The organism is Bacteroides sp. CAG:633, assembly GCF_000435115.1.
Lineage (GTDB): Bacteria > Bacteroidota > Bacteroidia > Bacteroidales > Bacteroidaceae > Bacteroides > Bacteroides ndongoniae.
On sequence record NZ_FR883117.1, the window covers coordinates 19,402 to 21,508 of the forward strand.

The window sequence follows — 2,107 nt, forward strand, 5'->3', positions numbered from 1 at the left end:
CCCCCCGGCCCCCTCTCCCAAAGAGAGGGGGAGGAGAGGGCATATCGTATGATACTTTATTATATGTACAACTATACCTTATTATATATACAACATGACTAATCAGCATTCAACTAATTTACATTCTTCCTCCTCCCTCTCCTTGGGAGAGGGGAAGGGGGTGAGGCCCGAGGGACGTGCGTGCTCCCTTATCCTCTCCGACGGTACCGTTTTCCGCGGCCGTTCGTTCGGTTATGAAAAGCCGGTAGCAGGCGAGGTGGTATTCAACACGGCTATGACGGGTTATCCCGAGAGCCTGACCGACCCCTCGTATGCCGGACAGTTGATGACCCTGACCTACCCGCTGGTGGGCAACTACGGCGTACCTCCTTTCACCATCGAAGCCAACGGACTGGCCACTTTCATGGAGAGTGAGAAGATTCATGCCGAAGCTATCATCGTCAGTGACTACTCGGAGAACTACAGCCACTGGAATGCTGTAGAAAGCCTGGCCGATTGGTTGAAGCGCGAGCAAGTGCCCGGCATCACGGGCATCGACACCCGCGAACTGACCAAGGTGTTGCGCGAGCATGGGGTGATGATGGGGCGCATCGTATTCGATGATAATGAAGAATTAAGAATGAAGAATGAAGAATCAGGCTGCGCTGCGGCGCCGCATGGCAATTCTTCATTCGGAGGCGAAGCCGACATTCTTCATTCTTCGATCGAAGAATCACGATTGAAGAAGTCGCACCGCAGGGCAAATTCTTCATTTTTCGTTCTTCATTCTTCATTTATTTACAGGTTTTTATTGCTCGCCACCACACTACCGTCAAACAGATGCACTGTGCGGTGGGCAAAGGAAGCATCGTGTTGCGAGTGGGTCACCATGATGATGGTAGTGCCTTCGCTGTTCAGTTCGCTCAGCAGTTTGATGACCTCGGCACCGTTCTTCGAGTCGAGGTTACCGGTAGGCTCGTCGGCCAGTATCAGTTTAGGATTGGTCACTACAGCACGGGCAATGGCTACACGCTGCTGCTGTCCGCCCGATAGCTGCTGGGGGAAGTGCTGCGCCCGATGGCTGATGGCCATACGCTTCAGAATGTCGTGTACACGCTGTTTACGTTCGGCAGCCTTGATGCCGAGATAGGTCAATGGCAGCTCCACGTTCTCGAATACGTTCAGTTCGTCTATCAGGTTGAAGCTCTGGAAGACGAAGCCTATCTTGCCCTTACGGACGCGTGTACGGTCTTTTTCGCGCAGATCGGCTACCTCCTGCCCCAACAGTTTATAACTGCCCGAGGTAGGATTATCCAACAGACCGAGGATGTTCAGCAGGGTCGACTTGCCACAGCCCGACGGTCCCATGATGGCTACAAACTCACCCTCGTCCACATGAAGGTTTACTTGGTTCAATGCTACGGTTTCTACTTCCGTCGTACGGAAAACTTTGCTAAGGTTGTTGATTTCGATCATAATAGTATAAAATGAAGAATTAAGAATGAAGAATGAAGAATTGGAAATGAAGATTTCGGAAAGAAAAATTTGTACCGCAGGGCAAATTCTTCATTCTTCGTTCTTCATTCTTCATTAAATTATAGTTTATTCGCTCTTAATACTCAGCACCGGATTCTCATTCGCTATGCGCCACGACTTCCACAATACGCAAGCCATGATAACTGCCAGCACAATCAGCCCTATCAGCACATAGGCGACAGCCGACATCGATGCCTGTGCGCTGAACATCTCCATCCACAGGGAGTTGACATACCACGACGCTGCTACACCTACCAATACCGCAGGGCCGGCCACCCAAAGCACATCGCGCCCCAGCAGGCTGAGGATGGAAGATGCTTCCGCACCGTTCACCTTGCGGATGGCTATCTCCTTGCTTCGGCGCTGCACTTCGTCGGCTGTGTAGCCCAGCAATCCCATAAGCATGATGAAGAACATCACGACGCCAGCCACTACTGTAGCGTTGCGGAACACGCGGACGGGGTTGTACAGCATATTCATGCTCTCTTCCATCGAAGTGAAGTCGATGGTCTTGTCGGGGAAGGCTTCGGCAGCATCCTTCGTCAGACGTTGCAGGTTCTCGGCGAAAGGCTCTTTCAGCAGAAAATGCAAG

The 2,107-nt window shown here is 51.7% G+C and carries 2 protein-coding genes and 1 pseudogene; 1 reads left to right on the top strand and 2 read right to left on the bottom strand.

What is annotated here, in order from left to right; all coding sequences use genetic code 11:
* Positions 1-94: 94 nt before the first annotated feature.
* Positions 95-634: pseudogene (locus tag QVP67_RS11985) on the top strand (carbamoyl-phosphate synthase domain-containing protein); the annotation flags it as partial.
* A gap of 143 nt (positions 635-777) precedes the next feature.
* On the opposite strand, the gene QVP67_RS11990 reads toward QVP67_RS11985, so the two are convergent.
* Together QVP67_RS11990 and QVP67_RS11995 are read right to left on the bottom strand one after the other, a co-directional pair.
* Positions 778-1,455, bottom strand: coding sequence for an ABC transporter ATP-binding protein (locus tag QVP67_RS11990; protein WP_022163804.1), 678 nt, complete (start codon positions 1,453-1,455; stop codon positions 778-780).
* A gap of 126 nt (positions 1,456-1,581) precedes the next feature.
* A partial coding sequence (locus tag QVP67_RS11995) for an ABC transporter permease (protein WP_288180167.1) occupies positions 1,582-2,107 on the bottom strand: 526 nt, incomplete at its 5' end.